This window comes from Luteolibacter sp., assembly GCF_039920825.1.
GTDB lineage: Bacteria > Verrucomicrobiota > Verrucomicrobiia > Verrucomicrobiales > Akkermansiaceae > Luteolibacter.
The window spans coordinates 92,324-115,670 of sequence record NZ_JBDSCX010000018.1 but is presented as its reverse complement, the minus strand read 5'-3'; the positions used below and the strand labels follow the sequence as shown (position 1 = coordinate 115,670).

Sequence of the window (23,347 nt, the reverse complement as noted above, 5' to 3'; positions counted from 1 at the left end):
TCAGTTGTAACACATCACCGCCGGACGCAGCGACCACGGTTCAAATATGGCTGATCACGCGTGACCGGTCGAAGCGCGCCTTCGGCATTGCGGCGACCTTGTCGTCTTCCGCGCGGTAGCCCAGCGCGCAGGCGACGACGGTGGCGTAGCCGCTGCCTTCGAGGCCGAGGATGTGATCGTAGCCGACGGCGCTGAGGCCTTCCATCGGGCAGGCATCGATGCCTAACATGGCGGCGGTGGCCATGAGCTGGCCGAGTGCGATATAGACCTGCCGGACGTTCCAAGCGTGCCGGGCCTCGTGGCTCATCGCCAGGGCGAAACCTTCGATCACTCCCTTGTAAGGCGCGACGGCTTCGTGGCTGGAGCCTTGCGTTTCAACCATGCGTTCCATCCACGCGTCGATGTCGGTGGAGTTCAAATCGGTGCGGGCGGTCAGCACGACGTAGTGCGACGCGGCGGTCACCTGCGGCTGCCGCCAGGATTCGCCTGACAGATTCGCGCGGACGCCGGGATCGTTGACGACGATGAATTTCCACGGCTGGAGCCCGAATGAAGATGGTGTTAGAACCAGCGATTCCTCGATCGCTTCCCAGGTTTTTTCAGAAATCCTGCGGGCGGGGTCGAATTTCTTGGTGGCGTAGCGCCAGCGCAGGGAGGCGAGGAGTTTATCAGTGGAGAGAGTCATGGTGGAGGCGACTATTGACCATCAAGTTCGAAAGGCAAGGAGACCGCGGGGAAATCCTTGAGCGTGAGGCTGAAGATGACGCCGTATTCCTGTTGGAGACGGTTGTCGCGGTGCGAGAGCCCGATTCCGGCGACCCAGTTTCCGAGGTCGCGGTGGATGGTGTATTGCTCCAGCTCGAGTGTCCCATCGTCGAACTCGATGATGTGCTGCGTGCCGATGCCCCAGTTTTCAGATAGCCGCGTGTAGGTTTCGAGATCCACCGCGTTGGAATCCTGCAGCACCGGATGGCCGCTCAGGACGCGATAGCCTATTCCGAACTGGAAGAAATCGTTAGGAATGAAGCGCACGAGGCTGTTATACTCGTTGAAGCCGGAGCCGCCGCTGACGACGGGAAACTGTGTTTCCAGATCCACGCCGAGCCACGGAACCGGCTGCCACCTCACGTCATTGTAGAGGTTCGAGTAATTCCGCTGGCCTTCGGGATCCTCGATGAAGGCGTCGATATAAGTATCCACGAAAAGCCACTCGTAGGATTGGTTGTCGCGTCTTGTCAGCAAGCGGTTGCGCGTGCCCATCCGGACGATATTCCAGCTCTGCATGTCATCGACTGCGACGAACCGAGAGGGGTCCAGCAGACGCGGCCGGGTGGTCGGAGTGAGGCGGTCAACGAAGGGGTCGCCGGGCTCGTAGTCGTCCGTGGAAACGATCGACCAATACGAATACGGTTGGATGACGTGCTTCAATCCATCGAGTCCCCAGCGGGAATTCCGATAGTCACCGTAGTCCTTGGAAAATTTCACCGAAGCCTCGATGCCGCCATGCAGCGTGGTCTTGTCGAAGCCATCCACCGGACCATCGACCGCGCTGTAGTTGGTGTATCCCAACCCGGCCTGGGGGGCGATGCTCAGGAAATTTCCGACCATGAACGGCATGGTGAATTCCTGATAGGTGTTGAAGCGCGTGTAGTTCGACTCCAGCAGTTGGTTGCGGATTTCCTTGCGGCGCGGGTCGTTGAGCGGCAGCGCGAGGATCTGCTCGGCGAGCTGCCGTTCATAGCCGTGGAGTTGGTCCAGCAACGGCTGCGCCGCGGGGTCGTTCGCCTTGAGGAGCATCAACGGATTGACCGCTTGGTCGCGGGTGAAATCCGCGGCCTGCTCGCCAATCCAGCCAAGCGACGTGGACCCTTCATGAAGGATCGGCAGGCCGAAAAGCGGAGCCGGCGACTGGTCGAACGAAATTTCCGGCAGGCGCGTGTCCGTGCGGTAGAAATCATTGATCCTCAGCCGTGTGTAGAGCGACAGCAGCGAGTTTTCATCGCGCCGATAGATTCCGATCGTATTATCCGGAGTGGGGTCGGTCCGGAACTGGACGGGTTCGAAATCCTGAAGGTAGTAGGCATCGCTGAGCAGCGAGAGATTCGCATCGAGCCGCCAATCCGCATCGTGGTCCGGGAAATCGAGTTTCCAGCGGTTTTTCAGCGAAAATTCGTAACGGTCCTCATTGACGAATCCGCGCGGAATCCCGGTGGTGCTGGTATCCGGCGCGAGGTCGTTCAGGTAGTACATCGTCAGTCCGGTGAACTCGTCGCGGTTCTCTAACCGGGTATCCACGAAATCCACGCCGGTGCCGGCGCCGCGTTTGCCGCGGAGGTCGAGATGCCAGCGGGATAGCAGCCAGGCATCCTTGTTTTCGCCGGTTTTCTCGTCGAGGTCCCCACCCAGCATCATGCCGTAGGTGTTGAGCAGGTAGGGGCCCCAGTTCGAGCGTGCGCCGGGAATGAAATGATAGCCGAGCTCGGGATCAAGCGGCTGGGCGAGATAAGGCAGCCAGAAAACCGGGATGTCGCCGGCATAGACGCGCATGTCTTCGAACACCACCTTCTCGCCCGGATAGATCGTCGTCTTCTTCGAGCGGATCCAGAAATTCGGGTCCTCCACGTCATGCGTGGTGATGCCCGCATCCTCGCCGACATAGACGTTTTTCCCGTCGCGGTTCTCTACGGTGAATTTCCCCGCTTCCAACAGGATCGGATCCAGCGAAACCTTCAGATTTCTGGTATCGAGGAATTTCCGCTCATAGTAATACACCACCTGCTCGCCGCGCTGGAGGATATTTCCCTGATAGATGCTGACGTGGCCCGACATCGTCGCGGTCTTGGCCTTGAAATCCACCACCGCGCGGTCGGCGAAGACTTCCTGGCCGTCGTCACCGGTGAGCTTCAGGCCTGGGCCTTCGAAATTCACCCCCACGTCCTTGACGAAGCTGATCGGCCCGTCGGTCACGAGTTTCAGGTTGGCTGGCATTGCCTGTTTCATGTCCACCGCAGCGCCAAAAGGGATCTCGGGAGCTGGAACCGGCGTGATCGTGTCCACCGGCGGCACCCCGGCGGCCTCCTCGGGAAGAACCTGGGTATCCTGGGCCGCCAGAGGTAGGAAAAGCAGCGGGGAAATGATCCATGCACCAAGTTTCAGCATCGCCGTGATAAGAGATCCAAGACCCCGTGAAGTAAAGGGCGAAAGCCTGTTGGAATTCGGAGGAAAATCCCTTTTGCCCCGGCCATATTCCGGGCCACCTTTCTGCATGCGGATGCTCCAGCGGGTTGCTATCGTGGGCGTGACCGGCTTTGTCGGGCACGGCCTTCCGACGCTTTTTGCGGAAAAAGGGATCGCCGTCACCGGCGTCAGCCGCTCCGCGAATGGCAGCCTGCCCGAAGTGGATCGCTGGCAAACACCCGATGCCCTCGATTTTTCCGGCCACGACGCCGTGATCAACCTCGCCGGCGAACCGATCGACCGGCGCTGGACCGAGAAATCCAAACGTCTCTTCCACGAGAGCCGCGTCGGCGTGACCAACCGGGTGGTCGCCGCGCTCGCGAAACTCCCGGAGCACGACCGGCCCAAAGTCCTCGTCAACGCTTCCGCCATCGGAATCTACGGCGACCGTGGCGAAGAAATCCTCAACGAAACCGCCTGCCCCGGCAGTGATTATCTCGCCGCCCTGTGTAGCGATTGGGAGGACGCCGCGCACGATGCCGGGTCACTGGGCGTCCGCGTCGTCTGCCTGCGGATCGGCGTTGTTCTTGGAAAAAACGGGGCTGCTTTCGAGAAACTCCGCACCATTTTCAAACTCGGCATCGGAGGAAGGCTCGGCTCCGGCCTGCAATGGATGCCGTGGATCCATGTCGATGACCTTCGCGCCGCGATCGTCCATACCGTTCTATCCGACAGCCTCGCCGGTCCCGTCAACGGCACCGCGCCCTACCCGGAGCGCAACCGCGACCTCACCCGCAAATTCGCCGCCGCGCTCCACCGTCCGGCCATTTTCCCGGTGCCCGGATTCGTTCTGCGGCTGGTGCTCGGTGAGTTCAGCACCGCCCTCCTCGCCAGCCACCGCGTCCTGCCCACCGCGCTTGATGCCGACGGTTTTCAATTCCGTTATCCGACGCTGGAAACCGCGTTGGCCGATTTGGTCAGGACTTCGCCGAAATAATCCAGCGGGAAAAACGGATCAGACCTTCCCGCAGTGGATCCGCCTGCCCGGAATCCGCTAGAATGGTTTCCCGGTCGATCCGGTTCGACCCCAGCGGCAGCGTGACCGCCGCCTCATCCACCAGCCGCGCCGACATGACAGTTAGAGTTTCGGTGAGCGAGGCCAGCGCCCATGTCGAGTGGGGCGATGCGTTGATGAGCGCCACCGGTTTGTCCACGAACTCGCCGCTGCCCACCACCCAGTCGAGTGCGTTCTTGAAACTCCCCGGCACCCCGTGGGCATACTCGGGGCAGGAAATCAAAACCCCGTCGGCAGCGGCGAGCTGGCGGCGGAATTCCACAACAGCGGGCGGAGCGATTTCACCGTCGAGATCCGGATTGAAATGCGGCAGCTCCGCCAGACCGTCATACAGCGTGATCGTCACCTCCGACGGAGCCAGTTCGATGGCGGCACGCAGCACGGCTGTGTTCGCCGAGGCAGCCCGCAGGCTGCCGGAAATCGCAAGAAGATGCAGGGGCTTCGCGTTCATGTCGCAGACGGATAGATCCTATTCCCCCTCGCGCGGCCAGCGGAATTTCCGTTCGCCCTCGGTGATCGCCTGATCATTGATGCTGGCGTAGCGCTTCGCCATGTAGCCGTTTTCATCGAACTCCCAGTTTTCGTTGCCGTGGCTGCGCCACCATTGGCCGGCGGCGTCGTGCCACTCGTACTCGAAGCGCACGGCAATGCGGTTTCCCGTGAAGGCCCACAGCGTCTTCTTCAAACGGTAATCCTGCTCGCGCCGCCACTTGTTGGTTAGAAAATCGACCACGGCGGCGCGGCCGTTGAGAAAAACATCGCGGTTCCGCCACTCGGTGTCCTCGGTGTAGGCGAGCGAGACGCGTTCGGGATCGCGGCTGTTCCAGGCATCCTCGGCAGCCTGGACTTTTCTGATAGCAGTTTCCTCGGTGAAGGGCGGGAGCGGCGGGCGTGGATTCATGATGGTGGGTTGAGTTGGGATTCGAGTTCGGCGATGCGGGCCTTGAGCGGGGAAATGATCTCGTTAACCTCCGCCGCCGTGAAGCGCGGAGTGATGTATTTCGGGCAGTTCCAATCGTAGGAAACAATCCGGATGCGGGCCACCCGTTCGGTGATTTTGATCAGCTCGGGCGGAGTGATTCGCGCGACCAGCTCCGGATGGTCCCGCGCATCGAGAACCTCCGCATGGCCTAACATTTTCAACCGCTCACGGCGCGGATAGTCCATCAGAAATAGACAGACGCGGTCGTTGGTGGCGACGTTTCCGGTGCTGAGCATCTGGCGGTTGCCCTTGTAGTCGGCGAAGGCGATCTCGTTGGGAGAGATGACTTTCAAAAATCCCGCCGGACCGCCCCGATGTTGCAGATACGGCCAGCCGGTTTCGCTGACGCTGCTCATGTAGAAGCTGTCGCGCGATTGGATGAAGGTGGTTTCATCCGGCCCGAGCGGATCGTCCTGCGCGGCCGGTGGAATCACCTGGGAGCGGCCGTAGTAATGCTGCTGGGCGGCGAGTACTTCCGGCGTGAATGCGAGATCAAGGAACTTGTGGGCCATGGCGGTGGAGTGGGTTGGGGAATGGCGGTGGAATCATGCCACCGCCATTCCGGGATTGCAGTTTGTCAGAAAACCAGCACCTGCCAGCCTTCGACGAAATAACCGCGCAGGCTGAGGACTCCCGGCGTGCCGGCGATGGCGTTATCGCTTTTCCGCTCGATGCCACAGGCCTCCACTCCTTCCGTCGCACCGAAGACCACGGCACAAGCGCATGACGCGCCGACGACGAGCTCGCGGACTTCGTTGTAGAGTCCGTTTGCCGGATTGGTGACCTTGGACAGCTCGGCCGGCCAGCGGGTGCCGGTGCCGATGAAGCTGATTTCGACTTCGTCGCCCGCCCGCTTGCCTTCGGAGGCGACGGCGAGGGCGTTGAAGGCACGGGCGAAAGCTTCTTCTCCGGCTTTAGGATCGCTGATGATGATGATGGCGGTTTTCATGGTTGGTTGGATTCGGTGTTTGGTTGGATCGCGGGAAATACCTCCCGGCTGACAGGTGCATCCTCCGCGTTTCCGGGCGCGGCGGATAATGCCGGTTCGCTGTTGCCGTTATGCCGGATGGGCATACCATCGGGACATGATCGACCGCATCCGCGCCCTGCTCACCGTCATCGAGGAAGGCAGCGTCAACCGGGCCGCCGTCAGGCTGCGCATCACGCAACCGGCGTTGAGCCGGCAGATGAAACTGTTGGAAAGCGAGGTCGGCGGCCGTCTGCTGGAACGCGAGACCAGCGGCGTGAAACCGACGGGCCTCGGGCACACGCTGGTGAAAGCCATGCGTCCGGTCATTGATTCCTACGAGGCCGCGCTGGCGGAAGTCCGGCGTGCGGCGCGTGGAGCGGGATCCGAGGTGCGGGTCGGGTTCCTCATTTCCGCCGCGCAGTCGATGTTGTCTCCGGCGATGGAGCGGCTCCGCGAAACCCATCCGGAAATCAAACTCAAGCTCCACGACATGTCTCCCAAGGAACAGATCGACGCGCTGCGCTCGGGAGAACTCGACGTCGCGCTCATCGGCCAGGAAGGCGCGGTCGCTTCCCGGGATTTCCACAGCCTGCGGCTTTGCTCGCTCGGCGTGTGCGCCGCGCTTCCTGTTAGCGATCCGCTTGCGGCGCGGAAACGCATCGCCATCCAGGATCTGATAGGTCGCGACTTCATCGGCGTGGACGAGGACCAGATGCCGGGTAGAAACCGCTGGATGACCTCGCTCTGCCGCACCGCCGGATTCAAGCCGCGGTTCGTCGCAGTGACGGATGGAATTTCCCACGTTCTATCCATGGTGGCCTCCGAGTCGGCCGTGACGTTGATGCCTGACTATTTCACGGCGACCACCCACCCAGGCATCACCTTCGTGCCGGTGTCCGATGCCAAGGCGCGCTGGGATTTCATCCTCCTCTGGCAACGCGGCAAGGCCTCCGCCGCCACCCAGGCGTTTGTGAGCACGCTGAAAGAGGTGGCGGCTCAACTCAGTCGGCCTGACATGACCGGGTCGTGATCCACTGGTCACGCCGCGACGGGGCCGGAATCAAGGGCGGATAAACTGCCTGATTTTTCCGAAATTCCATTTCTGTTATACGAATGCCGATTTGGTCATTTGACAGATCCCGCCCCGCTGCCTCTAACTGGCAGTAATTCCCTTTCCCCGGTCATTTCCCCTTTCCGATAGGCAGTCGGGTGGATCCGCGCCCGTGGCGGATCACTCCAGTTCCGGTGCCGAACCACCCCGCACCCGGTGCCGTGCGTTCGGGTTCCGGCACCGGACCGCCGCTCCCTGGCACCACGTCATACCTGAACCTGTGCCGGGTGCCCCCTCGTTTGGTGCCGGACCTCCACGCTCCGGTGCCGATTCATCCTTCATCCGCCGCGGGCGCACCGTCATTTGGTGCCGGATGATCCCTCATTCGACGCCGGATGCCTCCCCATCCGCGGCGGATTGCCCGTGCTCCGGCACCCTCCCCACTTTCCCGCAGACTGATCTGCTCGAAACACAAGACACAGAAAACCAAATAGTAACAAAATAGAACCATGTCAAAAAACGACTATATCGCCCCAGCCGATCCCGGCTTTTCCACCCAGCTCGCCACCTTCAAGAACAGCGTGGGCGGCTACAAGACCGTCCTCGGCCTCACCCCCGCGCAAGTCACCGAGCAGGCCGCCGATGCGGATTACTTCGCCTACAACCTCACCACCGGCACCGTCGTCCAGAACGCCGCCAGCCAGTGGAGCGCTTGGAAAAAAATCATGCGCGAAGGCGGCACTCCTCCGCCGTCCGGAGCCCCCGTCCCACCCGTGTTTCCCGCCGCAATCCCCGACGTGGCAGCAGGTATCGAGACCCGCTTCCGCAATCTCGTCCGCCTCATTAAGGCGAATCCCGCCTACAATGAAGCCATGGGAAAAGCCCTCGGTATCGAAGGCACGGAAAAAGGCGGCCCCGACCTGTCCACCCTCGCCCCTGAACTCACCGCCACTCTCGAAGGCGGTCAGGTGAAAATCGCCTGGGGCTGGCAGGGCCATGGCAGCCACCTCGACCTCATCGAGATCCAGGTGGATCGAGGCGCGGGCTACGTTTTGCTCACCTACGATAGCACCCCCGGCTACATCGACACCGCGCCGTTCCCCGCCGCACCGGCGAAATGGTCCTACAAGGCCATCTATCGGGTCGGCGACAGCCAGGTCGGCCAATGGAGCGCGGAAGTCTTCGTCACCGTCGGCGGCTGAGGAGACCCAAGTGAGTTAGAGTTGAAAACCACACGCGGCATTTGTCCTGCAAATGCCGCGTGTCATTTTTCCGACAGACGGCGCCCTAGGAGTCTATCTCCCGCTAAGACTGTTTCTCCATTTCCGCAACGATCTCGCCCAGGGAAACACCCAAGGCCGTGCAAATTAGACAGAGTGAAACAAATGTCGGAGAATTGATTCCCAGCTCGATGGCACGAAGCCCGGTGCGGCTCATATTGCATCGCTGAGCCAATTCATTTTGAGAAATACCAAGCTGCTCCCGCTTGATTCGAAGCGCGTTTGTTACTCTCCTGCCAAGTTCGACTGCCGGATCATCAGACACGTTTCTGACTTTGCCCTTGTCCCTGAGGAGTCAGGATGTCATCGAAATGACACCTATGAAGGCGTGTCGTTTTGTCACCATCTCTCTTCTCTTGTGCATCCGCCTGTCTGCTGAGGAAAAAGCATCCAAGCCAACAGAAGCCGCCCGCACTTTCATCCCTGATTCGCTGCAAGTCCCCTCATTCACCCCGCCCGCGCCCGTCGAGCGCAAACGCCTGCCCGACATCCAGATCGACGCCGCCACTACTGTTCCCAGCTTATCCGGCAAAACCCTCACCATCCAGCGTGGTGCCGCCTCCACCTTGCCGGACCTTCCCCCGCCGCCGCCACCGGAACCCGTAACGCCACCCCGAGAGCTTACGCCAGAGGACCGCGCGCGCCTCGTCTACCAGCACAGGCACTCCCTCGATCTCGGAGCCACCATCTACGACCACAAGGTCAGCGAGGTTCATTGGACCGATCAGGAAACCGGCGCAACCTATCAGGCCGTGTGCGGATTCGACATCGGCCTTCTCGCCGGAATCGGGGATTTCGTTCGCGACGGAGAGAACTACTCGGTTTTCCTGATGCACTCCGATTTCGACACCACCGAAATCCGCCGCCCCTTCCGCGATTTCCTCCCCCGCATCCCGGAAATCGCCGCTGGCCAGTTCCTCATCACTCAAGGCAATCCCGAGGACCCCGACGCGATTGCCCGCCTGCAAATCATCAGGGACCTCATCACATCGGAAAACGAGCGCCTGCTGGCCTATCAATCCGCTAGAAAGCAACAACAGAACGACGCCACCGCCTGGGCCGAGGCGCATCCACCTGCCCCGCGCGATGAAACGTTCGTCCTCCGCCCCCATCGCGGCAGCCGTTACCTCGCCAACCCGCAGCCGGAGAAAAAGGAGGGCGCACGATGAAACAACTCTCCTTCCTGCTTCTGGTCTCTTGCTTCTGGACTCTCCCAGCCAACGCCCAAACCAACGGCATCGACCAACCCTTCAGTTTCATCGCTCCACCCACCGGCGGAAAATTCGTCGTATGGTATGGCAAGACCGGACGCAGCTACTTCATCCAGGTGTCCGATCCCGCCGATCCTCTCAAAAAATGGAACTGGGCTCCCGCAATCGAAAGCGGAAACAACGAGGAAATCAGCTACGAAGTCGATGGCACCGCCGACAAAGCCTTCTACCGCCTCCAATACACAGACCAGACCGCCACCAATCTCGACACGGCCGATTTCGACAACGATGGCCTCACCAATCTGGCCGAGATCACCCCGTACGGCTGGAACAGCACCCAAACCAACCCGCTCGACCCCGATACCGATCACGACGGCTTAACCGATAAATTCGAGCGCGACCATGGTCTCGATCCCACCGACAATGGCAGCCTCTACCCCGGCAACGGGTTCAATGGCGACGCTGACGGCGACGGAATCTCCAATGGAGACGAACAAGCGAAGGGAACCAATCCCTCCAATCCCGACTCGGACGGAGACGGCGCGAATGACGATGATGAAATCAAAAGCGGACATGATCCGTTGTCCAACGAATCATACCCTCCGGTCTGGCGGAAGGCCCAAAGAAGCATTCGAAGAGACCTTGGTCTTGTGTGGACAGAAGCATTTTGGGATTCCTCTCTGGGTACCTCTATCTTTGAAGCGGTCGGGCCTGAAGATTATGCTGACTTTCTTTCCGAGGATATCTCGTTCCCAACCGCGCCACCTTCGCAAGCTCCCTTCGGTGTACAACAGATTCTGAATGGAGGCTATTCCGACAACACCATTGGTGCGGAACTGATCCAAACACGTTTCTGGCTGGAGACCAAACCGGCGGTGTCGGGAGATAGGAAAATCAAGGTCCTGCAAATGACAAAACGCGGGCCGGAATTCACATTTGATACGGCAGGGACCACATCCTTTGAGTCCGTGGAAATCACCATTCAAGCCGGTCATACCGTTTCCGATCCTGTTGATATTCTGCCCGCGTTCACTGGGGACCACGAGAAGGTGCAAGTCACTCTGATCCCGGTAGCCGTCGCCGACAACGTCACCGCCACCGGCGTGGATGACATGTCCCTCACCGCCGATCCGACCGATACCGGCTATCAGGATAAATTCTGGATCATGGCGCCTTCAGGCAATGATCCGAACGGAAGTCCCTGTTCGAATGAAATGAAGTTCAAAATCCCTTTCAATTCCCCGTTGGGCATGGAGATATCTTATCCCTCGGGCGGGTCGGTACCGGCAACGCCAACCCCAGGCACGGTCACCTTGGGAGTGGATCCTCCGACCTGTGGGTGGCACGGAAGTTCCGCTACCACCACCGAAACGCCCGCCCCCGTTTGGAAAATAGGCAGTCCGGGGGAGACCAAAATCGCAGCAACCCTTCCCATTGGAGTGAAAACGATGAAAAGGCGGACGGTGAAGGTGGCAGTATGGCCGATCAACCGTCCAGGAAGAGCAGCTTTCTTCACGGACGCAGCAGCCAAGGACGCTTATGAGGCAAAGATCCAAAACACGCTTGATCAAATCTTTGCCTATCAAATCAATGCATGGTCCGATGTTGATGTGCAGGATGAGAGGCCTTTCGAACATGCGAATACCGGGAGCGCCTTTACCATTAAGCACGGACCCCAGGAAAAGGCAATGATCAACACCTACCGCACAAATACCGCGGATATCAACGTCTACGTGATCAAGGACAGCTTCTACCGTACGGGTGACCCAGCAATACCGACAACCTACAATATTGCAGGTTCGAGCTATCCGGTGGACGATACAACCTCCGGAACCTATGCAAACTGTGCTGTTGTTACTTTGAATAGCGATGACCCTTTGCATAATATGGCTCACGAGATTGGGCATCTGATCGTAGGACCCGGTCACCCTGATCTATATGATCCGTTAATGCCGCTAGCAGGGGGGGTGGCACCCCTGCAGCACTTGACCGAAACCGCTCACTTAAAACGAATCATGTTCAGCGAGGAAAACGTCATCAGAGGATCCCAACTCGTCAAATCGGAATGGGATAAGGCGGAAACGTGGTTAAGCGAAAGAACTAATGGAGATAACTGATGAAAAGAATTCTTACCATATTGATCAGCGGGGTTGGCATTCTATCTGCGGGAACCGTAGAGTGGACGGAAGAGAATCGCCGGATCGAAGCGGAGCAAGTCCTACTTTGGGAATCAAAGCTGGCGGAAGCGCAAGGCGAATCTCCCGATGTCCGGCCGGCAGACCTCTGGCTGGGCCTGCAAAACATGGGCTATAGGAAAGACAACCATGAGGGGCACAGTCCAGCGGTAGACGCGATCTACCTAAAAATACAACAAGAGCTGCTTGCTGTCCCCAGCCACGCTTTTTACTTCTCGAATGAGATCAAGAGGGAACAAAAAGGGGTAGCTTCCTACCCAACGAGCACAGGTCCCCGGGTCTCCTACGATTTCAATCGTACCAAGTATTTCAGAACATTGAGTCGTCTGCCAAGTCCCGAAACGATCTCAGTTCTCGGAGATTTTCTATCAGATGACAAAGATGCTCCAGCTCACTTGGAAACGCTTGGAAGTGACTGGGGAGAAAATCCCAAGGCAAACTCCTACGGTTCATCGGTTGCCATCGCGAATATAGGCTTGAGAAATCCTCCCGCGACGACAGAAAGTTACGAGAAGAACCCGGAGGAACATCTCGCCAAAACCCGCGCCTGGTGGGAGCAAATCAAATCCGGCAGGCGCACCTTTTCTTTTGTCGGCCAGAAGGTGGAGTACCGCTTCAAAGCAGACGGCACTTGGGAGACAATCGCCATGGCAAACCCGCCAAATGATGGTCCGAAACCAACGGCGGCGGCACAAACAGCGCCCTCCCTAAAATCCAACAAGAATATCAACGACAGCAAGTCGCGAGTAACATTTTGGGCTTGGATTCTCGGCGGCGTGACGGCATTGTTGTCAGGCTTGGTTTGGCGGCGTATCCGGCTTTCAGCGTCGAAATGAGGTGGGTTCTCCGACCAACTGTTGTCAGTGCGAATCGCACCATTGATGTCTGGCTCAACTCCTCCTTATGAGCCGTGGAGGCAATCCTTCCAAGCCAGGTGATGCCCGGCGAGAAATCTCTTCGGGCCAGCGAGTGTCATATTAGTATCACTTTCATGCGGACGGAACTTGTCACCACCCTGAAAAGGAAGGCTACCGAATTGATCTTGGAAGTCTCCTCCGCTCACGAACCGCTTTTGATCACTCAACACGGCCTGCCTGCCGCCTATCTCGTCGATGTGGCGACTTACGAAATGATGGAGTCGAGGATTGAGCTTCTTGAGGGCATCGCCAAGGGCGAGAAGGCGATTTTTGAGGGAAGAGTGGTTTCTCGCGAAGGGGCAAAAACCCGATTTTCCCGATGGCTCGATTGATTTGGACCGAGCCCGCCTTGGAAGATTTGGGACAGATTGCGACTATATTGCTTTCGACGATGCCCCCCGGCGGTCGCTTCGTTCTGCGGTCCGAAGTTCGGACTGCCGCATCAAGAGCACGGTAAACCGTGAACTCCGGACCCGTTTCCGGTGGCACAACCCGCCCGCCCTAACATCACCGGGCCGTGATCCACGCGCACGCGGCCTTGACCGCGGCGATGTGGGCGGCGACGCGTTGCTCGAGCTCGGCGTGGCTCGGGGTTTCGAAGGTGAAGGAAATCGGGCAGCCTTTTTTCGCCAGATAGATCGCTTCCGGCCAGCCTTCGGGGAGGTCCGGCTCGGCGGCATGATAGATCCAGCCGTCCTCGCGGACGTCGTGGCCGTCGATCTCCGGTCCGGCTTCGGCGGGGAACCACGGGCTCACGGCGGCGAGGATGGAATGCGCGCGGTCCGGGCGGTCGTCGCGCAGGTTGATTTCGTAAAAATAGAAGCCCTTCGTTTCCCAATCCTCGTGCAGGGAGATGAACAAATCCGGCGTCCTCAGCCGGTCGATCCATGCGGTGTGGGCAATGACTTCCTCCGTGTTGCGGCTCCAGTAATCGCGGTTGAGATCGATGCCAGCGGCGTTTTCCCGGCTGCCGACGACGAGGCCGGTGGGATTGAGCGCGGGGCAGAGCACCCAGTGGACCGGGGCCCGGAAAAAGCCTTCGCGCAGCAGTTCCAGCAATGCGAGAGGTCCCGCCGGTTCGTCGCCGTGGATGCCCGCTGATAGATAGACGCACGGACCGTCCGCCAGTCGTTCCCAGGCGAGCAGCGGGCCTTGTTCGAAATTTGCTAACAGGTCTTCCGAGAAGCCGTTGGCAACCGCCGCCATGCGGAAGGCGGCTTGGTATTCCTGCCAATCGAGTGCTCCCGTCATTTAATCATCTCATTTGAAAATCTCGGCGAAAAACGTCTTCATCGCGTCCCACGACCGGCGGTCGGCAGCCTCGTTGTAGGCGGCGCCCTTGCTGTTGTCATCCCCCGCTTCCTTCTGGGTGAACGCATGAACAGCGCCGCTGTAGAGGACGAGTTGCCAGTCGGCCTTTACCTCGTTCATTTCCTTTTCAAAGGCGGCGACCTGCTCGGCGGGGGCGAAGGGATCGTCCGCGCCGTGGAGCACGAGGATCTTCGCCTGGATTTTTCCCGCCTCCGCCGCCATTCCCGGCGCGGCATCGAGTCCGCCGTGGAAGGAAACCACGCCGGCGATGGGGGTGCCCGCGCGCGCCAGCTCCAGCACGCCGGTGCCGCCGAAGCAGTAGCCGATGGCAGCGATTTTCGAAGTGTCCGTGCGTTCATCCGCTTTCAACAACTCCAGCGCGGCGAGCATCCGGTCGCGAAAGAGCTTGCGGTCGCCTTTGTATTTTCCTGCTTCCTTGCCGGCTTCCGGTGGTTTCGGGCGGATGCCCTGGCCGTAGATGTCGGCGGCGAGGACGTTGTAGCCGAGCTCGGCGAGCATCCGGCAGCGGCGTTTTTCATAGTCCGTGAGCCCGGTCCACTGGTGAATCACGAGCACCGCCGGGCACTTGCCGGTCACCGCGTTGTCATAAACGTGGAAACCTTCCAGCGTGGCGCCGCCTTGCTGATAGATCACGGGTTGTTCCACCAGCGCTGCATGGGCACCGGTGGCGAGCGAGATTGCAAGAAAGAGGGACCGCATGCTTTTCATGATCCGCACCAAAGCCCCGGAAGTCGTTTCCGTCAATGGGGGAATCCATTCAGCCATTGACCCGCCGGGCCGCATCGCTCTTGATGGAATCAGGAAATGGGTGCCTACCTCCGCTTCGAAAACGTGACCCGCCGCTTCGGGTCGTTCACGGCTGTTAGCGGTGTCACGCTCGACATCCAGCAGGGCGAGACGTTTTCCCTGCTCGGTCCGTCCGGTTGCGGAAAAACCACGCTGTTGCGGATGGCCGCGGGATTCGACCGGCCCGATACCGGCCGCATCCTGCTTGACGGAAAGGACATCACGCCGCTTCCGCCCGACCAGCGGCCGGTCAACACGGTGTTCCAGAGCTACGCTCTTTTTCCGCATCTTTCCGTCCGCGACAACATCGGCTTCGGGCCGAAGATGGCGAAAAAGGATGCCGCCACGATCCGCCGCGATGTGGACCAGATGCTCGAACTCGTCGATCTCAAGGCGCACGCCGACAAGAAACCGTCCCAACTCTCGGGCGGCCAGAAGCAGCGGGTCGCCATCGCCCGCGCCCTCGTCAACAAGCCGAAAGTCCTGCTGCTCGACGAACCGCTCGCCGCTCTCGACCTCAAGCTCCGCCAGCGACTCCTCGTCGAGCTGGACGCCATCCACGACGAGGTCGGGATCACTTTCATCTACGTGACCCACGATCAGGGCGAGGCGATGTCGATTTCCGACCGCATCGCCGTGATGAACAAGGGCGTCATCGAACAAATCGGACCGCCCGCTGAAATTTATGAAGCGCCGCGAAGTTCGTTCGTCGCCGCGTTCATCGGTGACACGAATTTCCTCGATGGGAAAATCACGGAGGCGATGGATTCCCGTTTCTCGCGCTGCGATATCTGCGGCTTCGGCAGCATCGTCATCGACAACGATAAGCCAGTTAGACCCGGCGACCTGATCCACCTCTCGCTGCGCCCGGAAAAACTCCTGGTTTCCCGCGACCAACCCGCTGTTTCCGCCACTGAAAACGCGATTTCCGGCAAGGTCGAGGATGTCATCTATTTCGGCTCCCACACCCGCTACTGGGTCCGCTGCGGCGAGTGGCGGCTCTGCGCGGAAATGCAGCACCGCAAGTTCCAGCTCGACGAATCCCCGCCGAAATGGGGCGACACCGTCTGGCTCCGGTGGCATGCGAATGACGGGTTTCTGCTAGAACAGTATCGCGAGGAGGATGAGGAGCTGCTCACGCTGCCGGAAGATTGAAAGAAATCACTAATGACTAATTTTCTAATCATCAATCGAAGTGTCTGAAGAGGAACGGAAATTTGATCTGGAGGAGCGGACGTTTCAGTTTGCTCTGGCGGTGCGGCGGCTGATCGGGAAATATCGGTGGGTGCGGGAACAACGGACGGATGTCGAACAGTTGCTCCGGTCGTCGGGTTCGGTCGCTGCGAATTATACCGAAGCTAACAACGCGATCTCATCCGCCGATTTTTCCCATCGCCTGAAAATTTCCAGGAAGGAATCCAGTGAATCACGCCTCTGGCTCCGTCTTCTCGGGGAAACATCCGACCATGATCGAAAACCGGGGATTCGCGAACTTTATCGCGAGGCGGACGAGCTTGTGCGCATCTTCTCCAGCATCCTCCGGAAACTTGGAGAGTAAGAAGTCACCAATCACGAATTTCTCAATCATCAATCGGAGTAAGCTTCGCGAAAGGCGGCGCAAGCAACATCACCACCCAAACCTCTTCCAACTGACTGATTGATGATTTGAAAATTAGTCATTAGTGATTTTTTCCCATGAAACGTTCGGAACTCGCCATCACCGCTCCCAGCTTCCTGTGGCTGGCGATGTTCGTGCTCGTTCCGGTGCTGATCATCTTTGCGATCGCTTTTCGTCCCGCGCTTCCGGCCGGCGGCATTGGCGAGGGCTGGAGCCTCGATGCCATCCGCGCGCTCGCCGATCCCAGCTATCCGGAACTTTTTGCGCGTACTTTGTGGATCAGCGCCCTTACCACGATCGGCTGCATCGCCGCCAGTTTGCCGGTGGCTTATGCCATGGCGCGCTTGTCGCCGGTGTGGAGGGCGCGGGCCTTGATGCTGGTGATCGTGCCGTTCTGGACGAATTTCGTCATCCGGGTTTTCGCCTGGCAGCAAATCCTCCATGCGCAGGGCTACGTGGCGGAGGGCCTGCGGTTTCTCCATCTCATCGGGGAAAACGATCGGTTGTTAGGAAATTCGACTGCGGTCGTGATGGTCAGTGTTTACACGTATCTGCCGTTTGCGATCCTGCCGCTGTTCGCCGCGGCGGAGAAGTTCGATTTTGGACTGTTGGACGCCGCCCGCGACCTGGGAGCGAGGCCGTTGCGTGCGTTTTTCGCCGTGTTTGTTCCTGGCATCCGCCAGGGCGTCATCACCGCGCTGGTGGTCGTTTTCATTCCGATGTTAGGCTCCTACGTCATTCCCGACATGGTCGGCGGAACGGATTCGCAGATGATCGGCAACAAGATCGCGCAGCGGAATTTCACCGACCGCAACCTGCCGGAAGCCGCCGCTCTATCAGGGGCGCTGGCCCTGCTCGTCCTCGCGCCGATGTTTCTCAGGAGGAAGGAGAAGGAGACATGAAACCGAGCCGCATTCCTTTCATCACGCTGGTGCTCGTGCTGGTGTTTTTCTATCTGCCGATCGCATTCCTAGTGATGAATTCGTTCAACACCTCGCGTTACGCCTCGCAGTGGGGTGGTTTCAGCATGCGGTGGTATGAGCGCTTGTTCGAGCGCCAGGACATCATCGCCGCGCTCGGGAATTCGCTGAAGGTCGCCACGGTGGCCAGCATCGTTTCGATGGCCCTCGGCACGGTGGCCGCCTTCGCTCTGGAACGACATCGTTCAAGGTTGCAGGATGCCCATCGTCTGTTAGTGACCGTGCCGCTGGTGTTGCCGGACATCCTGATGGGCATGAGCCTGCTGCTGCTTTTTGTCTCCCTCGGCGTCACTCTCAGCCTGATCACCATCACCATGGCGCACATCACATTCTGCCTGAGTTATGTCGCGCTGGTGGTGCAGGCGCGGCTGCAGGATTTCGATTTTAACACCGTCGAAGCGGCCCGCGATCTGGGGGCGACGAAGACGCAGGCCTTCCTCAAGGTCACCCTGCCGCTGCTCGCGCCGGGCATCCTCGCCGGCGGGCTGCTCGCCTTCACGCTTTCCATCGACGACTACGTGGTCACCTATTTCGTCAAAGGCCCGGGCTCCGACACGCTGCCGACCCTCGTTTATTCGATGATCAAGAAAAGCAAGGACCTGCCCGTGATCAACGCGTTGTCTTCGCTGATGCTGGTGGTGACCTTCATCGTGGTCGCGGCGTCCCAGCGTTTGCTGGGAAAGAAATGACGAATCACTAATTTTCAAATCATCAATCGGAGTGTGCTTCGCGGGTAGTGAAAACTCTTCCAACTGACTGATTGATGATTGAGAAATTCGTGATTGGTGATTTCATCCCTTCGTGAACCGCCGCCATTTCATCGCCACCACTTCCGCTGCGCTCGCCGCAACCTCGCTTCCCTCCTGCAAGTCGTCCGGCGGAAAGAAGACGCTCACCGTCTTCACCTGGGCCGACTACCTCAGTGAGAATGCCAAGGCGGGATTTGAAAAGGCCCACGGCTGCACCGTCGTCGTCGATACCTTCGATTCCAACGAAGCCATGCTCGCCAAGCTGGAGTCCGGTGCCAGCGGCTACGACATTCTGGTGCCTTCCTCCTACACCGTGCAGGTTCTCCAACGGAAAAGCATGCTTACGCCGCTCGATCACGCCAAGCTGCCGAATTTGAAAAACGTCGATGCCACTTACCTCGCCAAGGCGGCCGACTCGAAGATGGCGTTTTCCGTGCCTTATATGACGGCGCCGACGTGTCTCAGTTACCTCGCCTCGAAGGTGGCGGATCCCGTCGAGTCGTGGTCCATGCTCGACCGCCCGGACCTCAAGGGGCGTATCACAATGCTGGATGACATGCGGGAGGTGTTAGGTGCCGCTTTGAAATTTCTCGGCCACTCGTTGAACTCCGTCGTTCCCGCCGAACTCGCCGCCGCCCGCGACGTGGCGATCCGTTGGAAGAAGAACATCGCGAAGTTTGAAAACGAGCAATACAAGACCGGCATCGCGTCCGGGGAGTTCCAACTCGTTCAGGGCTACGCCGGCGACCTTATTCAAGCCGCCGAAGAGAACGGTGACATGCGCATTTTCATCCCGAAGGAAGGTTCCGCCTTCTCCTGCGACGACCTCTGCATCCCGAAAGATGCGAAGCAACCGGAACTCGCCCACGCCTTCATCGATTACGTCACCGGTCCCGAAGTCGCCGCGGAGAACATGCAATGGATCGGCTACCGCGCGCCGAATTCCGGGGCTTACGCCATGCTCACCGAGGATTTCCGCGGCAGCGCCGTCCTGTTTCCGCCAGTCGAGCTTTTTAACAAATGCGAACCCATCGCGGACCTCGGCGACAATCTCCCGCTCTGGACCGCCGAGTGGGACAAGGTAAAGACCGCGTGAAGTGCGGCATATTGATGGAAATCAGCAGGACAAATCGCAGTGCGGACAGCGCTGGAGGGGTGCCGGATGAGCGTTGACGCCTGAAACTTTTCCGTTCACGTTTCGTTCCGATATCCGTTTTAGGAACCCCAACTTACCATCCAATGACTCTCATTCGTCGTTTTCTCACCCTCGCATTCGCGGCTTCATTCGCCACCATGGCCGTCGCCCAGGAAGGCAAGCTCAACATCGCCACGGTCGATATGCAGGAGCTTTTCAAGCAATACTACCGCACGAACGAGGCTCAGAAGCAGATCAACATCGAGCGCGCGCGCATCCAGAAGGACAACAACGAGCGCCTCGCCAAAATCCGCGAACTTGAGGAACGCCTTGCCACGCTTCGCAAACAACTTGAAGACCCTTCCCTCAACGATTCCAAGAAGCAGTCGCTCTATAAGGATTGGCAAGCCGACCAACAAACCGGAGTCGCCCTCGACCGCGAGCGCCGCGAGTTCCTGCAACGCCGCAACCAGGCCCTCAACGAGAAAATGGTCCAACGCATGAAGGGCATCCTTGAGGAAATCCGCAAGCTGGTGGAGGAAAAAGCCAAGGTCGATAACTACGACTACGTCTTCGACAAATCCGGCCTCAGCACCTCGCAGGTTCCCTTTCTCCTTTACACCAAGGACGCCACCGACATCACCGCCGGCCTCCTCAAGGATCTGAACAAGGACGCTCCTGCCGAGTCCCTTCCATCCGCCGATGATCCGAAGCCGGAAATCCCGGACCTCTCCACGCCTCCTGCCGGCGGTGGTAAGGACAACTAATCCACCTCCGAGTTGGCTATCGCCCTCACGCTTTCCGAGCTCGCCCAATGGGTCGATGGTGACATCGTCCGGGGCGGGCTCGATTTGTCTCTAACCGGAATGGCGTCGCTCGACGCCGCCGGCCCGCATGACGTCAGTTTCCTCGGCAACGAGAAATATCATCCGCAGTTTCTCGAAACCAAAGCCGCCGCCGTCATTGTTCCGCGCGGCGTGTCCGATGGTCCGCAAGGTGCCGCGCTGATCGCCGTGGACAACCCGACGCTCGCGTTCTCCGTGGTGGTCCGCCATTTCGCCGAGGCGACGCGCAAATTCTCCCCCGGCATCCATCCAAAGGCCTCGGTCGATCCCGCCGCCAAGCTCGATCCTGAAAAAGTCCGGGTCTGCGCCGGTGCCGTCGTCATGGCCGGTGCCGTCGTCGGCGATGGATCGGACATCGGCCCCAACAGCGTCGTCGGCGAGGATGTCATAATCGGTAGGGACTGCCACCTGATGGCCAACGTTTCCATCCGCGAGCGCTGCGTGCTCGGCGACCGCGTTCACCTCCAGCCGGGATGCGTCATCGGCTCGGATGGCTATGGCTACGAATTTTCCGGCGGCCGCCACGTCAAGATCGACCAAGTCGGCATCGTTGAAATCGGTGATGACGTCGAGATCGGCGCGAACACCACCATCGACCGCGCCCGCTTCGGGAAGACTGTCGTCGGCGAAGGGACGAAAATCGACAACCTCGTCCAGATCGGCCACAACGTCGTGATCGGCAAGCATTGCCTGATCGTCGCCCTAACCGGCATTTCCGGCAGCACGCGGATCGGCAATTACGTCACCATCGCCGGCCAGGTCGGCATCGCCGGCCATATCACCATCGGAGACAAGGCCACGCTCACCGGGCGTGCCGCGGTCACCACCCATCTCCCTGGCGGGATCGTTTATTCCGGCCGCCCGGCCATTCCTTTCCGCGAGGACATGAAACTCCGCGCGCACCACCGCCGCCTGCCCAAGCTCATCGAGCGGGTGAAAAAGCTGGAGGAGGAACTGAAGGTTTCCAAAGGCGGGGAGTGATCCTGATTTCCGGAAATGAAGTGACTTCCCTGCGGACCAAAAGCCCGACCGTTGTCATTTGATCTCTTTCAGGACGAAATTATCCAAGGTCTCCGTGCCCGAGGCGACGATCCGGCCTTCTGTGAATCCGTAGATCTTGATGACGAACAACCCGGTTTCGGCGTTCATATTCCAATTAGCCCGGCGGTCTCCTCCGACGCCGTTGGTCGAGAAAGTCGCGACTTTCGTCCATTTGGCGGTTTTACCGACTCGGTAGGCAAATGTCATGATTTTGGTGGTCTTATTGAAGCTGATCCGGATGGTGCCGCCGCTGACCCCCGGATTATCCCCGATATCAGGCCCCACGTTGTAGAGTCCGTTATTGACGAAGCTGGCCACGAATCCGCCCTTGGGGCCTTTGCCGTAGCATTCGAAAAACACAGTGTCTCCGCCATCTTCCGCGTTGGCGATCCAGATGCCCGGCCCCGAGTTGCCGCGGTGGCTGTTGGTGTTGGCCACGTCGAGGAGGACCTGCCAATTCTCGTCGTAACCCGGGCGGCTGGGCACGAGTTCGAGAAAAGCGTAATCCTCGTCCGCCTTGTTGACGGGTACCAAAAATTTCAAAACTCCGTCGTCCTGTTTGAGCTTCGCCCCGCCTTCGCCGCCGGCCAGCCAGTTGATCTTGTCGAGTTTGATGGCGTTGAAATTGTCGCTGAACGGGGTCAGCGCCAGACAGTGGCCGGCGAAAAATGAGAAGCCGGCAAAAGACAAACCTGCGGTGATGAGTTTCGTTTTCATGGTCGTATCCGGTTGGGAGTCGCCCTTCATGAGCAACCGGAAGACTAGAAACGCGGCTCCGCCGCTTCAAGGAAAATCAAGGCAGTCCGGCCACTTCCTCCAACAGCGGAGAAGAGGCAAGATCCGCCGGCGCGACGACCTTCTCGTCGCGCGGCAGGGCCTTAACGCTGCCGAATCGCTGCTCGATGATTTTTTTCACTTTCGGGTCGTCCAGCTTGAAATCCTTGAACTGGCGCGGTTTGCACAGCTCGATCCCGGCATGCTGATAGATTTTCCAGACCAGCTCTGAGCAGTAAAGCTGCCCGTCGTCCCACAGGAATTTCGCGTCGTAGTTTTTCCCGACCTGCGCGGTCGCCCATTCGCGACCGCGTTCGACATCGGCCGCGGCTAGCGGGGTTTTCAATCGCCTGGCCTGGGTGGTGCCGGGCTTGCTGCGGGCCATGAACTCGCTCAGAGAAACGACGCCGACCGGTTGCACGGCTTCCAGCACCATCAGTTTTCCGTCCACCCGAAAAAGGATTCCGCAGTGGGTGTAGGGCGAACCGGTCGCCGCGATGATCGCCTCGCCCTGGCCCTGCTCCGAACTGGAGAAAACGATGTCACCCTCGCGCAACACCGCGGCTGCCTTTTCACCGGCGGTTAACAGCGCGGAAGCCGAGAAAAAGGCACATGCGGCGGCGGAGAGGAGTGGATTCATTTTCACATGCGAAGCATGGCACCGCCCGCTGCTCAATTCAAGCCGGCGTCCTCTCGGGACTCGTCGGGCGGGTGTCCGTTGGCCCGTGCGGCCTCGCGTTCGGCGCGGCGCCTCGCGTTTTCCGCACTGAGGGCGAACATTTCCCGCGCCCAAACATTTCTCCGCCAATGCAGGACAAACCACACTCCGGTTTCCACCATGATCAGGAGTGCCAGCCAGCAGCCAAAGACGATTGGCGCATCCATCGGGCCTCGGAAATCCGGGTCGAAGCAGAGCATGGCGATAAGAGATTCCACGCCGACCAGGATTCCCCATGCGACGTAGCCAATACCGTCATTCACCAGATGCCAGATCCACATCAGGGCGATCAGCGCCGCGTTCGGAATGATCCAAAGATTGAGGAGCAGCAACGGGCTCAACGGTAGAAACACAAGCTCCTGGAAATCGAAACGAGTGAACCCGGGTGCCATCATTGCAAGTCCTCCGATTGCGCTGCCGAGCCAAATCGCGCTCGCGAAAAACTGGAAAATCGAAATCTCCCGGTCAAAAACCCAAGAAAGAACACGATCCGGGTCGAATTTCACGGACT

At 59.4% G+C, this 23,347-nt stretch carries 25 protein-coding genes; 14 read left to right on the top strand and 11 right to left on the bottom strand.

Annotated elements, in window-relative coordinates:
- Positions 1-40: 40 nt before the first annotated feature.
- The gene (locus ABIQ96_RS04715; protein WP_348213401.1) at positions 41-685 is read right to left on the bottom strand and encodes an NAD(P)H-dependent oxidoreductase; all 645 of its coding nucleotides are present in this window, start codon (positions 683-685) and stop codon (positions 41-43) included.
- An 11-nt stretch (positions 686-696) separates the two neighbouring features.
- Positions 697-3,159, bottom strand: a complete 2,463-nt coding sequence (lptD, locus tag ABIQ96_RS04710; protein ID WP_348213400.1) for an LPS assembly protein LptD — start codon at positions 3,157-3,159, stop codon at positions 697-699.
- 106 nt (positions 3,160-3,265) lie between these two features.
- Here lptD and ABIQ96_RS04705 point away from each other — a divergent pair, with 106 nt between their 5' ends.
- The gene (locus tag ABIQ96_RS04705) at positions 3,266-4,174 is read left to right on the top strand and encodes a TIGR01777 family oxidoreductase (protein ID WP_348213399.1); all 909 of its coding nucleotides are present in this window, start codon (positions 3,266-3,268) and stop codon (positions 4,172-4,174) included.
- Here ABIQ96_RS04705 and ABIQ96_RS04700 read toward each other — a convergent pair.
- From ABIQ96_RS04700 to ABIQ96_RS04685, 4 genes are all read right to left on the bottom strand, one after another.
- A complete protein-coding gene (locus ABIQ96_RS04700; RefSeq protein WP_348213398.1) occupies positions 4,155-4,703 on the bottom strand; it encodes an NADPH-dependent FMN reductase in 549 nt (182 codons plus the stop codon). The genes ABIQ96_RS04705 and ABIQ96_RS04700 overlap by 20 nt on opposite strands.
- A gap of 18 nt (positions 4,704-4,721) precedes the next feature.
- Complete coding sequence (locus ABIQ96_RS04695; RefSeq protein WP_348213397.1) at positions 4,722-5,153, bottom strand: nuclear transport factor 2 family protein; 432 nt, start codon at positions 5,151-5,153, stop codon at positions 4,722-4,724.
- The gene (locus tag ABIQ96_RS04690) at positions 5,150-5,746 is read right to left on the bottom strand and encodes a pyridoxamine 5'-phosphate oxidase family protein (RefSeq protein WP_348213396.1); all 597 of its coding nucleotides are present in this window, start codon (positions 5,744-5,746) and stop codon (positions 5,150-5,152) included. Before ABIQ96_RS04690 ends, ABIQ96_RS04695 begins: the two co-directional genes overlap by 4 nt.
- Positions 5,747-5,811: 65 nt before the next feature.
- Positions 5,812-6,183 carry a hypothetical protein gene (locus tag ABIQ96_RS04685; RefSeq protein ID WP_348213395.1) on the bottom strand — a complete coding sequence of 124 codons (372 nt, stop codon included), beginning with the start codon at positions 6,181-6,183 and terminating at the stop codon, positions 5,812-5,814.
- Between the two features lie 136 nt (positions 6,184-6,319).
- On the opposite strand from ABIQ96_RS04685, the gene ABIQ96_RS04680 reads away from it, so the two are divergent.
- The 6 genes from ABIQ96_RS04680 to ABIQ96_RS04655 all read left to right on the top strand — a co-directional run bounded on the left by ABIQ96_RS04680 (position 6,320) and on the right by ABIQ96_RS04655 (position 13,190).
- A complete protein-coding gene (locus ABIQ96_RS04680; protein WP_348213394.1) occupies positions 6,320-7,234 on the top strand; it encodes a LysR family transcriptional regulator in 915 nt (304 codons plus the stop codon).
- A gap of 530 nt (positions 7,235-7,764) precedes the next feature.
- Complete coding sequence (locus ABIQ96_RS04675) at positions 7,765-8,457, top strand: hypothetical protein (protein ID WP_348213393.1); 693 nt, start codon at positions 7,765-7,767, stop codon at positions 8,455-8,457.
- A gap of 389 nt (positions 8,458-8,846) precedes the next feature.
- Positions 8,847-9,704 carry a hypothetical protein gene (locus ABIQ96_RS04670; protein ID WP_348213392.1) on the top strand — a complete coding sequence of 286 codons (858 nt, stop codon included), beginning with the start codon at positions 8,847-8,849 and terminating at the stop codon, positions 9,702-9,704.
- Positions 9,701-11,863 carry a hypothetical protein gene (locus ABIQ96_RS04665; RefSeq protein WP_348213391.1) on the top strand — a complete coding sequence of 721 codons (2,163 nt, stop codon included), beginning with the start codon at positions 9,701-9,703 and terminating at the stop codon, positions 11,861-11,863. The genes ABIQ96_RS04670 and ABIQ96_RS04665 overlap by 4 nt, the downstream gene beginning before the upstream one ends.
- On the top strand, positions 11,863-12,777 hold the full coding sequence (locus ABIQ96_RS04660; protein ID WP_348213390.1) for a hypothetical protein: 915 nt from the start codon (positions 11,863-11,865) through the stop codon (positions 12,775-12,777). The genes ABIQ96_RS04665 and ABIQ96_RS04660 overlap by 1 nt, the downstream gene beginning before the upstream one ends.
- Positions 12,778-12,932: 155 nt before the next feature.
- Positions 12,933-13,190, top strand: coding sequence for a type II toxin-antitoxin system Phd/YefM family antitoxin (locus ABIQ96_RS04655; protein ID WP_348213389.1), 258 nt, complete (start codon positions 12,933-12,935; stop codon positions 13,188-13,190).
- 175 nt (positions 13,191-13,365) lie between these two features.
- Here the strand turns inward: ABIQ96_RS04655 and ABIQ96_RS04650 are convergent, their stop codons facing one another.
- Together ABIQ96_RS04650 and ABIQ96_RS04645 are read right to left on the bottom strand one after the other, a co-directional pair.
- Positions 13,366-14,109 (bottom strand): M14 family metallocarboxypeptidase, encoded by a 744-nt coding sequence (locus ABIQ96_RS04650; RefSeq protein WP_348213388.1) that lies wholly within the window; start codon positions 14,107-14,109, stop codon positions 13,366-13,368.
- Between the two features lie 9 nt (positions 14,110-14,118).
- Complete coding sequence (locus ABIQ96_RS04645) at positions 14,119-14,889, bottom strand: dienelactone hydrolase family protein (RefSeq protein WP_348213387.1); 771 nt, start codon at positions 14,887-14,889, stop codon at positions 14,119-14,121.
- Between the two features lie 105 nt (positions 14,890-14,994).
- Between ABIQ96_RS04645 and ABIQ96_RS04640 the strand changes: the two genes are divergently transcribed.
- The 7 genes from ABIQ96_RS04640 (at position 14,995) to lpxD (ending at position 21,284) form a co-directional block, all read left to right on the top strand.
- Positions 14,995-16,131 carry an ABC transporter ATP-binding protein gene (locus ABIQ96_RS04640; RefSeq protein ID WP_348213386.1) on the top strand — a complete coding sequence of 379 codons (1,137 nt, stop codon included), beginning with the start codon at positions 14,995-14,997 and terminating at the stop codon, positions 16,129-16,131.
- Positions 16,132-16,171: 40 nt separating this feature from the next.
- Positions 16,172-16,534 (top strand): four helix bundle protein, encoded by a 363-nt coding sequence (locus tag ABIQ96_RS04635; RefSeq protein ID WP_348213385.1) that lies wholly within the window; start codon positions 16,172-16,174, stop codon positions 16,532-16,534.
- A gap of 137 nt (positions 16,535-16,671) precedes the next feature.
- Complete coding sequence (locus tag ABIQ96_RS04630) at positions 16,672-17,496, top strand: ABC transporter permease (RefSeq protein ID WP_348213384.1); 825 nt, start codon at positions 16,672-16,674, stop codon at positions 17,494-17,496.
- A complete protein-coding gene (locus tag ABIQ96_RS04625; protein WP_348213383.1) occupies positions 17,493-18,263 on the top strand; it encodes an ABC transporter permease in 771 nt (256 codons plus the stop codon). Before ABIQ96_RS04630 ends, ABIQ96_RS04625 begins: the two co-directional genes overlap by 4 nt.
- Before the next feature lie 112 nt (positions 18,264-18,375).
- On the top strand, positions 18,376-19,419 hold the full coding sequence (locus tag ABIQ96_RS04620) for a spermidine/putrescine ABC transporter substrate-binding protein (protein ID WP_348213382.1): 1,044 nt from the start codon (positions 18,376-18,378) through the stop codon (positions 19,417-19,419).
- 143 nt (positions 19,420-19,562) lie between these two features.
- Positions 19,563-20,225 carry an OmpH family outer membrane protein gene (locus ABIQ96_RS04615; protein ID WP_348213381.1) on the top strand — a complete coding sequence of 221 codons (663 nt, stop codon included), beginning with the start codon at positions 19,563-19,565 and terminating at the stop codon, positions 20,223-20,225.
- Between the two features lie 12 nt (positions 20,226-20,237).
- Positions 20,238-21,284 (top strand): UDP-3-O-(3-hydroxymyristoyl)glucosamine N-acyltransferase, encoded by a 1,047-nt coding sequence (gene lpxD / locus ABIQ96_RS04610; RefSeq protein ID WP_348213380.1) that lies wholly within the window; start codon positions 20,238-20,240, stop codon positions 21,282-21,284.
- A 54-nt stretch (positions 21,285-21,338) separates the two neighbouring features.
- On the opposite strand, the gene ABIQ96_RS04605 is transcribed toward lpxD, so the two are convergent.
- From ABIQ96_RS04605 to ABIQ96_RS04595, 3 genes are all read right to left on the bottom strand, one after another.
- A complete protein-coding gene (locus ABIQ96_RS04605) occupies positions 21,339-22,061 on the bottom strand; it encodes a hypothetical protein (protein ID WP_348213379.1) in 723 nt (240 codons plus the stop codon).
- Between the two features lie 76 nt (positions 22,062-22,137).
- Positions 22,138-22,758: a YiiX/YebB-like N1pC/P60 family cysteine hydrolase gene (locus ABIQ96_RS04600; protein ID WP_348213378.1), complete on the bottom strand. Its 621-nt coding sequence runs from the start codon at positions 22,756-22,758 to the stop codon at positions 22,138-22,140.
- Between the two features lie 32 nt (positions 22,759-22,790).
- On the bottom strand, positions 22,791-23,342 hold the full coding sequence (locus ABIQ96_RS04595; protein WP_348213377.1) for a hypothetical protein: 552 nt from the start codon (positions 23,340-23,342) through the stop codon (positions 22,791-22,793).
- Positions 23,343-23,347 lie beyond the last annotated feature (5 nt).

Excerpts from the sequence above, each read along its gene's own strand:
- ABIQ96_RS04715 (WP_348213401.1), bottom strand. The coding sequence starts at position 685 with ATGACTCTCTCCACTGATAAACTCCTCGCCTCCCTGCGCTGGCGCTAC.
- lptD (WP_348213400.1), bottom strand. The coding sequence starts at position 3,159 with ATGCTGAAACTTGGTGCATGGATCATTTCCCCGCTGCTTTTCCTACCT.
- ABIQ96_RS04705 (WP_348213399.1), top strand. The coding sequence starts at position 3,266 with ATGCGGATGCTCCAGCGGGTTGCTATCGTGGGCGTGACCGGCTTTGTC.
- ABIQ96_RS04700 (WP_348213398.1), bottom strand. The coding sequence starts at position 4,703 with ATGAACGCGAAGCCCCTGCATCTTCTTGCGATTTCCGGCAGCCTGCGG.
- ABIQ96_RS04695 (WP_348213397.1), bottom strand. The coding sequence starts at position 5,153 with ATGAATCCACGCCCGCCGCTCCCGCCCTTCACCGAGGAAACTGCTATC.
- ABIQ96_RS04690 (WP_348213396.1), bottom strand. The coding sequence starts at position 5,746 with ATGGCCCACAAGTTCCTTGATCTCGCATTCACGCCGGAAGTACTCGCC.
- ABIQ96_RS04685 (WP_348213395.1), bottom strand. The coding sequence starts at position 6,183 with ATGAAAACCGCCATCATCATCATCAGCGATCCTAAAGCCGGAGAAGAA.
- ABIQ96_RS04680 (WP_348213394.1), top strand. The coding sequence starts at position 6,320 with ATGATCGACCGCATCCGCGCCCTGCTCACCGTCATCGAGGAAGGCAGC.
- ABIQ96_RS04675 (WP_348213393.1), top strand. The coding sequence starts at position 7,765 with ATGTCAAAAAACGACTATATCGCCCCAGCCGATCCCGGCTTTTCCACC.
- ABIQ96_RS04670 (WP_348213392.1), top strand. The coding sequence starts at position 8,847 with ATGACACCTATGAAGGCGTGTCGTTTTGTCACCATCTCTCTTCTCTTG.
- ABIQ96_RS04665 (WP_348213391.1), top strand. The coding sequence starts at position 9,701 with ATGAAACAACTCTCCTTCCTGCTTCTGGTCTCTTGCTTCTGGACTCTC.
- ABIQ96_RS04660 (WP_348213390.1), top strand. The coding sequence starts at position 11,863 with ATGAAAAGAATTCTTACCATATTGATCAGCGGGGTTGGCATTCTATCT.
- ABIQ96_RS04655 (WP_348213389.1), top strand. The coding sequence starts at position 12,933 with ATGCGGACGGAACTTGTCACCACCCTGAAAAGGAAGGCTACCGAATTG.
- ABIQ96_RS04650 (WP_348213388.1), bottom strand. The coding sequence starts at position 14,109 with ATGACGGGAGCACTCGATTGGCAGGAATACCAAGCCGCCTTCCGCATG.
- ABIQ96_RS04645 (WP_348213387.1), bottom strand. The coding sequence starts at position 14,889 with ATGCGGTCCCTCTTTCTTGCAATCTCGCTCGCCACCGGTGCCCATGCA.
- ABIQ96_RS04640 (WP_348213386.1), top strand. The coding sequence starts at position 14,995 with ATGGGTGCCTACCTCCGCTTCGAAAACGTGACCCGCCGCTTCGGGTCG.
- ABIQ96_RS04630 (WP_348213384.1), top strand. The coding sequence starts at position 16,672 with ATGAAACGTTCGGAACTCGCCATCACCGCTCCCAGCTTCCTGTGGCTG.
- ABIQ96_RS04625 (WP_348213383.1), top strand. The coding sequence starts at position 17,493 with ATGAAACCGAGCCGCATTCCTTTCATCACGCTGGTGCTCGTGCTGGTG.
- ABIQ96_RS04615 (WP_348213381.1), top strand. The coding sequence starts at position 19,563 with ATGACTCTCATTCGTCGTTTTCTCACCCTCGCATTCGCGGCTTCATTC.
- ABIQ96_RS04605 (WP_348213379.1), bottom strand. The coding sequence starts at position 22,061 with ATGAAAACGAAACTCATCACCGCAGGTTTGTCTTTTGCCGGCTTCTCA.
- ABIQ96_RS04600 (WP_348213378.1), bottom strand. The coding sequence starts at position 22,758 with ATGAATCCACTCCTCTCCGCCGCCGCATGTGCCTTTTTCTCGGCTTCC.